This is a genomic window from Paraburkholderia kururiensis JCM 10599 = LMG 19447 (assembly GCF_003986935.1).
GTDB lineage: Bacteria > Pseudomonadota > Gammaproteobacteria > Burkholderiales > Burkholderiaceae > Paraburkholderia > Paraburkholderia kururiensis.
Genome location: NZ_RJZE01000061.1, coordinates 1 through 7,108 on the forward strand (window position 1 = coordinate 1; position 7,108 = coordinate 7,108).

Below are 7,108 nucleotides of genomic sequence, written 5' to 3' on the forward strand. Positions count from 1 at the left end.
CTGGAAGACCGCACGCCGGACGAGGCATACTTCGCGACGCTGCCTGCGATTAAATCGGCAGCATGAACGCCCCGGTGGTTCCACTTAAAAATCTCGGGACCCTGTCCGAACAAGCGACGCCACCTCTGTGAATCCCGCAGTTGATCTGTCGGCCGTTACCGGCTGATCGAGAGGCTATAAGATTCCCAAGTCGCGGGCAGCATTTGCCAGCTCAACATCGTTGCGCACCGCCAGTTTCCGCATCGCCGAGTTCTTTTGATTGCTAATAGTCTTCGGGCTGCGGCTAAGTCGATTTGCGATTTCAACAATGCTTTGTCCCGAGCAAATCATTCGCACGACCTCTAATTCACGTGGCGAAAGCAATTCGGCCCCTACTTTCCCGCAGCGGTCCCTAAACACGTTTGATAACATGGCATTTGCTGTCGTCAGTGGCAAATACACATTTCCTCCGTGAGCTACTCTTATTGCTTCGACAAGTCTTTCAAAATCACATTTTTCCTTTCCGATAAAACCAGCGGCTCCTCGAGCTAGCGCAGCGGAAATCACGTGAATCCCGGAGTTGGTCGTCATGAAAAGCACTCTTACTTTGGAGTCTAATGCATTAATTCTGTCAAGCAGATTTAAACCATCGCCGCTCGATGGATCGTCAAATTCGTATTGGCATAGCAATACGTTCACGCAATGTCCGCGCAACTTGGTGAATAATTCATCCAGATTGTCAACGCAAAACACAATATCAATATCGTCTGAATCTTTGATAAAAGACCCTAGTCCTAAAAGTACGGCCGGATGGCTGTGAGCAATGCCAACGGTGATTCTATTCATCCCATTCCCCGGACAACAAATAAGATTGGCGGCCATGAGCAAAATTTCGTGCCAATTGTCTTGCCAGTTTCGCGAGGTTATATGGCACCACTAACGTGCCTGCCGCTCACAACCGTATTCTCCCGCTCGTGGGTGCGTCACGGATGTCGGAATTATCTTTCGCATGGAAATTCTCCCCAAGGTTTCCGCGATCAAAGCATTAAGTTCTCTGTTAGGGGGCGCGAAATAATTACGATGCTCAACAAAGTGGCAAAAAGTGGGATGGGACCGCATCTGGTCGTTGAAAGGTTTCGCTATGGCAATGTCTTTCATACTATCCCGTGTCCGGAATTCACTTGATTCGCGACGTCGATATGTTTGGAAGAAAGGGGCGGCTTGTTACGCTGAGCGGATTCTAGCTTTAAAAAACGGGCCCTTATAAACGAGTATCGTCGCCGTGTCATCTCGCAGAGGTTAATTTGCATAGATCGGTTCCGTTCAGAAGGATTGAGGCGATTGCATGCACTCATGCGAACGGTCAATTGTGCCAAGTGTAGCGTTCGACATAAACGAACTATGATGGGTCATGAGTCCGCGCGCATTACTAACGCCGCTTAGCGGATCTCGTGCGGCACAATCACGCCAAAGCAATGTTCGCGAACTGATGCAACCAGTCCAGGCCGTGAAGGACGTTTGTGCGGCAGCGTGCATATCTGGCGAACGACGCCTTTTACCTTCGGATGCGTGGGTGCCGCGTAGTCCGCCGACCATCGGGCCACAGCTAGATCAGTGAGCCACATTCGGTTAGTATGCGGGGGAAATGCCGCGAATTCCTAATATCGGTGCAAAAGCTTGCATTGCACAATGGCTTCATCCGGTATCGCATCGGGCGCAATGAGCAGCAGCGTAGTCGCCACATGCCCTACAAATAAATGGGATGTGGCCACTGCGAGACAGCCGGGCGCCGCTAGCAACAGCAAATGTTGGAACGTTTGCCGATTCTTCTCGCCAACATGGGGCGGAAACACTGGTCGGCTGGCTCAAGTGCTGTCCCGCCAATGTAACGGACCTTCTCGACAAAGTGCCGTTTCTTCGACAACTTGAACCGCTTCGAACGATGGCGCGGAACCCATAAAGCGCCAAATGTCGCCCCACCGCACTCTGCGACATTCCCCACGTTGCAGCAGCGCGCCACATGGCCCGGCGCTTTGCCCTATGCGGCATTTCGCGTGCAAACGTCGCCGTCAGCAATTCTGCTGCCGCGCCATGGCCATATGCGCATAGTCTCCCGAGCGAAGCTGCAATTAGCGAAACGAGTACTAGTCGAGAGGGCCGCCGTACCGGCATAGCAAGTGCTCTAAGCGCTGCAGCGACACCCGACGCTGCCCAGGTACCGCTTCCTTTGCAAGCCGATGCAGATGCTAAATGGACGCTTCCGGCCACTGAAATTGTGGCCATCTTCGCCCACGAGGCGCATAAGCTCAATGGGCGCAATCCCAAAAATCATTAAGAACTGTTGCGACCTTACGAACGGGCGGGCTGTTGAAATAGCTTCCGCCGCGGGGGAATGGCATGGCTAGGATCCTCAATCTCGAAAGACGGGTTGAACGGCGCCGCGCCGCTCAGTCGTTGGTTCGGCCGATGGGCGGGCAGGGCGCACGGCGCGCCGCACGGTGCGGGGGTGCACGTTGAAGCGCCGGGCGACCTCGCGGATGGGCAGGGTCTGCAGCAGGGTGATGGCCTGGCTGCGCTGGTCGGGGCTGAGCGAGGGGCGGCGGCCCACGACGGTGCCGCGCTCGCGCGCCGCGACGATGCCGGCGCGGGTGCGCTCGCTGATCAGGCGGCGCTCGAACTCGGAGAGCGCGGCCATCATGTGGAACATCAGCACCCCGCCTGCGGAGGTGGTGTCGATGGACTCGGTGAGCGAGACGAAGCCCACGCCGTTGCGGCCCAGCCAGGCGATGAGGTCGATGAGCTTGCTGATGGAGCGTCCCAGGCGGTCCAGGCGCCAGACGACGAGCACGTCGCCGGGGGCGAGCTGGCCGAGCGCGGCGTCGAGCCCGGGGCGGCTGAACTCGGCGCCGGAGACGCCACGGTCGGTGAACAGGCTCTCACATCCGGCGCGGCGCAGGGCGTCCTTCTGCAGGGCGAGGTTCTGCTCCTCGGTCGACACCCGTGCGTATCCGATCTTCACGGGGCGACCTTCCTGCCGGGCAGGCTTCGGCGCGACATGCGGATGCAGGGCCGGCATGGCCGGACGGCGTGCCGCGATGGGCGGGATGTGTACTGCTGCATGAGGTGTGTCCGGTAAGACGGTTAATGCGTAATGGATCACACGGCAATGCTGACTGGTTAGGAGAACGTAAAACATTGTCATATGGGCCGTGCTGGTCCGCATTCTACTGGACAAAAACGAACCCTTTTGTCCACCCCCTCCCCGCTGATGTCCCGTCCCCGTGTAACGGGGCTTTACAGCCTGTAACGAACTTTTTTTCCAATTTGGCACAAGGGTTCCTTTTTGCCACCCCCTTCGAAGGGGCGCGGAGGCAGGCCGTCACGGCGGCCGCGCGCGCCGGTGGGTAACCGTTTGCGGAGAATGCGATGGTGGACATGGAACTGGCCGAAGAGGTGCTGGGCGCGATGCGAGAAGACCGCGTGCTGCTGCGGCGCGAGCCCGTGTGCAGCGTGGCGAACCCGTCGCACGTGCTGTACCACGAGTGCCTCGCGACGGTGGTCGATGGGCGCGGAGAGCACCTGAGGCCGTCGCAGTTCATTCCGCCGCTTGAGCAACTGCAACTGATGCGCGCATTCGACCGGTACGTGGTGCGGCGGGTGGTGGCGATGCTGCGGGAAGAACCCCGAGTGCGGCTGGGGGTGAACGTCTCGGCGCAGAGTGCGGTGCCCGATGTGGTGTGGCAGGCGCAGTTTGCGGAGCTGGAGCACGCGCCGGAGGTGGCGTTGCGGCTGGTGGTGGAGATCACGGAGACCGCACGGCTCGAGCGCCACCAGGGGCGGCGCTTCTGCAATCGCCTGCAGCAGGTGGGGTGCAGTGTGGCGGTCGATGACTTCGGCGCGGGGTACGGGGTGGAGACGGCCATCGAGATTCGGTCGCCGGACATCATCAAGATCGATGCGTCGGTCCTGGGGGCGATGCGCCGGGGCGAATGCGCGGCGGCGCGGCTTGTGCGGATGGTGCAGCTCGCGGGTGACCTGGCTGGGGAGGTGGTGGTCGAGGGGGTGGAGGCGCCCGAGGACCTGGAGCGGGTGCACGCGGCGGGCGCCGCGTGGTGGCAGGGGCGGCTGGTCACGCCGGGTGCGGTGCCGTCCGGCGCAGATAGCAACGGGAATACGGACAGAACCAAGCAGAAACACTGACAGAAACAGAAAGGCCGGGTGGGCTGATCCGGTTAGGGAGCGCGGCGCGGCCGCGGGCAGACAACATTCCGATGATGACGGAGGAACAGATGGGCGCAACAACAAGAATGATGGCGTCGCCGGGTGGCCGCGGTGCACGGCGGCTGCGGGGGCGCGATCCGCAGGAGGGGGCCAGCGAACTGCACCTGCAGTCGATGCTGGCGCGCCTTGCGCGTTGCCATCTGCCCGCACCGGAAACGCCGCAGGGCGAGCGCTTCACGCTGGAGGCGGCGCAAGCGTGTGTGGAATGGTTCCGCACCTCGGTGCACGAGCTGCTCGCGCTGTACGTGGGCGAGCGCTACGAGGTGGCGGTGATCGCCTATGACCTGGGCATGGCGACGGGCTTCTACGGAGGGGGCTCGGAGGTGGCCGTGGGGCTGCGGCAGCGCTATGAGGACAGCTGCGCGGATTGTCGCGGGGGGGCGGGGCAGGCGCTGCTGGAGGGGTTGCTGGAGGCGGGGCGGCTGCACGGGCGGGATATCCGCGGATGGGTGGGGTGCCGTGAGGCGGCTGCGCGCTGCGGGCCGAGGTCAATGAGCGAGAGGCAATAAAAAGGAAAGGCGCAGTACCTGCTGTTGGCCAGACGGTTTGTCGGTAATTAGGAGTGCGAATTAATACACCTGACACCGGCAGGAAAGATGGAATGACAGGGAGAGGTGTCAGATGAACAGGGTCTACAGGACGGTTTGGAACCGGGCGCTAGGGCAACTGGTGGTCGCATCGGAGCTCGCCAGTAACAAGGGAACGGGAAACGGAGAAGCGACGGTTGATCGGCGGGGGCCTCTTAGGAATCCCGTCAGGCGCGAGAACCTCGGGGCGTTTGAATTGGGCGGTATGGCGCGGGTCGCGGGTGTGTCGCTTGTGTCTCCAGGCGGTATTGATTTGAATCTGAGCAGAGGCTCGCAAGGCTATCTTGTTCAGACGATAGGGATGTTTGCCGCAAGTTCGATTCTCGGCAGCCTGATGTTTACGGCGCCGGCTTTGGCGGCCGGAGGTGCTGTCGCCTGCGGGTCGGTGAACGCATCAGGCCTGTGGGTCGGAAATAGCGGCGGCCAGACTAGTGGAGGGTTCTGCGCTTTTTATGGGGCAACCGGGTCAGTGAATGACGCGTACGCGACGATTTATGCTAATGGAGTTACGGCCAACCCAACAGCTATCGTCACGGACAATAACACCGCCACCATAACAATGACCCCGGGCGGATCTGCAGCAAACAACTTGCTCCTGACGAACGGAACCGATGCGGTGACGAGCGCTTCCGGCGTAACGATGTCGGGCATCTCATCGCCCGCGTTGACCCCGACAAGCACATATGCGGTCAATGGCGGTCAACTCTATTATTGGACGAAATACTTTCAGGCCAATTCGACTGGTGCGGCGAGCGTGGCCGGTGCAACGAATAGTGTGGCTATTGGCCCGAGCGCGTCGGTGGACGCCAACTCGGCCGCATCGATAGCGGAGGGTAATGGCGCTGGTGTGACCTACGCGCAGAACGCCCTTGCAATCGGCAACGGCGCAAAAGTCAATGGAGCCACGGGCAATACCTCCAGCGGCGCGATGGCGATCGGCAACGGCGCGTCGGTCGCCGCTGGTGCGACCAACGCCATTGCTTTGGGTAGCCAGTCCCTGGTGGCGGCGACGGGAACCGCGGGAGTCGCGATCGGCAATCTTGCTACCGCCGCGCAGAGCGCGTCGATCGCCGTTGGCCTGAACAGTGTGGCGAGCGCGAGCAATGCGACGGCGATCGGCAACGGGGCGAAGGCCTACGGGACGTCGTCTATGGCGCAGGGCACGGGCGCTGTTGCGGGCGTGAGTGGCAGTACTACGGTGATCAACGACGTGGCCATCGGCACGGGGGCGGCGGCTACCGGCGGCAACTCGATCGCGATGGGCACGAACGCGGTGGCGGATTCGGCGACTGCCGTGGCGATCGGCAATGCGGCGACGGCCACCGGGGGCAACGCGGTGTCGGTCGGCGATGCGAACACCGCAAGCGGCAACGGCGCGGTGGCGATCGGCGACCCGAACGTGGCAACGGGCACGGGGGCGGTGGCCGTTGGCGCGGACAACACCGCGACGGGCACCGGCGCCACCGCGCTGGGCAACCTGAACACGGCGACCGGGCAGGGGTCGGTGGCGCTGGGCAACCAGTCGGTCGTCGCTGCCGCAGGCGGGGTGGCCGTCGGTGACGGCGCGAATTCGGCCGCACAGAACGGCATTGCGATCGGCACTGGCGCGGTGGCGACCAATGCTGGCGACGTGTCGCTGGGTTCGAATTCGGTGAGCGGCACGCCGACTCCGGTGGCAAGCACGACGGTTGGCGGCACGACCTACAGCTTTGCGGGCACCAACCCGACGAGTGTGGTCAGTGTCGGCAATGTGGGGGCGGAGCGGCAGATCCAGAACGTGGCGGCCGGACGGATCACCGCGACAAGCACCGACGCGATCAACGGCTCGCAGCTGTTTGCGACGAACCAGGCGGTGAACAAGCTCTCGACGTCGACCTCCACAGCGGTCAGTTCGCTCTCGACCGGAGTGAGTTCACTGTCCACGGGGCTGAGCACGACTAACAGTACCGTGACGTCGCTGTCGACGTCGGCCTCCACGGGCATCAGTTCATTGTCCACGGGGCTGTCGACGACGGACAGTAATGTGGCCTCGCTGTCGACCTCGACCTCCACGATGGCCAGTTCGCTGTCAACCGGGGTGAGTTCGCTGTCGACGTCCGCGTCGACCGGTATCAGCTCGCTGTCGACGGGTGTGAGTTCGCTGTCCACGGGTCTGAGCACCACCAACAGCAATGTAACGTCGCTGTCGACGTCGACCTCCACAGGCATCAGCTCGCTGTCGACCGGTGTCAGTTCCCTGTCCACGGGCGTGAGCTCGCTCT

General features: G+C 61.7%; 5 protein-coding genes. 3 read left to right on the top strand and 2 right to left on the bottom strand.

All coding sequences use genetic code 11. The features are described 5' to 3' along the window. Positions 1–174: 174 nt before the first annotated feature. A complete protein-coding gene (locus PKKP23_RS32895; RefSeq protein WP_240659266.1) occupies positions 175–861 on the bottom strand; it encodes a LuxR C-terminal-related transcriptional regulator in 687 nt (228 codons plus the stop codon). Positions 862–2,389: 1,528 nt separating this feature from the next. Continuing rightward, positions 2,390–2,998: a recombinase family protein gene (locus tag PKKP23_RS32900; protein ID WP_126880021.1), complete on the bottom strand. Its 609-nt coding sequence runs from the start codon at positions 2,996–2,998 to the stop codon at positions 2,390–2,392. A gap of 407 nt (positions 2,999–3,405) precedes the next feature. Here PKKP23_RS32900 and PKKP23_RS32905 point away from each other — a divergent pair, with 407 nt between their 5' ends. From PKKP23_RS32905 to PKKP23_RS32915, 3 genes are all read left to right on the top strand, one after another. Further along, positions 3,406–4,179, top strand: a complete 774-nt coding sequence (locus tag PKKP23_RS32905) for an EAL domain-containing protein (RefSeq protein WP_126880022.1) — start codon at positions 3,406–3,408, stop codon at positions 4,177–4,179. Positions 4,180–4,268: 89 nt separating this feature from the next. After that, positions 4,269–4,769, top strand: a complete 501-nt coding sequence (locus PKKP23_RS32910) for a hypothetical protein (RefSeq protein WP_126880023.1) — start codon at positions 4,269–4,271, stop codon at positions 4,767–4,769. 112 nt (positions 4,770–4,881) lie between these two features. After that, on the top strand, positions 4,882–7,108 hold a 2,227-nt coding region (locus PKKP23_RS32915; RefSeq protein ID WP_275094596.1), incomplete at its 3' end, for an ESPR-type extended signal peptide-containing protein.

Coding starts and splice junctions, on each gene's coding strand:
- PKKP23_RS32895 (WP_240659266.1), bottom strand. CDS start 861: ATGGCCGCCAATCTTATTTGTTGTCCGGGGAATGGGATGAATAGAATC.
- PKKP23_RS32905 (WP_126880022.1), top strand. CDS start 3,406: ATGGTGGACATGGAACTGGCCGAAGAGGTGCTGGGCGCGATGCGAGAA.
- PKKP23_RS32910 (WP_126880023.1), top strand. CDS start 4,269: ATGGGCGCAACAACAAGAATGATGGCGTCGCCGGGTGGCCGCGGTGCA.